The organism is Kineosporia sp. NBRC 101731, from assembly GCF_030269305.1.
In the GTDB taxonomy this organism is placed as follows: domain Bacteria; phylum Actinomycetota; class Actinomycetes; order Actinomycetales; family Kineosporiaceae; genus Kineosporia.
This window is the reverse complement of the sequence record NZ_BSTC01000051.1, coordinates 1-454: the sequence shown is the minus strand read 5'-3', so window position 1 is coordinate 454 and position 454 is coordinate 1. Positions and strand designations below refer to the sequence as shown.

Below are 454 nucleotides of genomic sequence, written 5' to 3'. Positions count from 1 at the left end.
AAAACGTGTTATCAGCCTGGCCCCAGGTCAACCTGGCGGCCATGTCACCTCTCGACCTTTTCCAGGAAGTTGAAAGCTTCTCCTGGCCTTCATCTTCCGAGAACCACTGCCTGGGCACGGCCACCGCCGCCGAACGCGTCAAACGCTACCTCGACGCCGTCCAGGCCCAATCCCTGGCCCAGGCAGCAACCTTGGCGGCACAGGCCCAGACCGTCCCACCCGGGGCCACGTTCGACCCGATCAACGGCATCGACGCCGTCGCCGCCGAAAGCTGCCTCTCCCTGAGCATCACCCGCACCACCGCCACGAACCAGGTCGTCAACGCGATAGAGATCTGCCAAGACCTCCCCGCCATCTGGCAACTCGTCTACCAGGGCACCTTCGACTGGCGCGCCGCGGTCTCGGTCAACACCCAGATGCGCAACCGCCTCACCCCCGGCAGCCCCGCCTGGGA

The 454-nt window shown here is 65.6% G+C and carries 1 protein-coding gene; it reads left to right on the top strand.

The window, feature by feature from the left end:
• Nucleotides 1-41 precede the first annotated feature (41 nt).
• On the top strand, nucleotides 42-454 hold a 413-nt coding region (locus tag QSK05_RS36055), incomplete at its 3' end, for a hypothetical protein (RefSeq protein ID WP_285601909.1).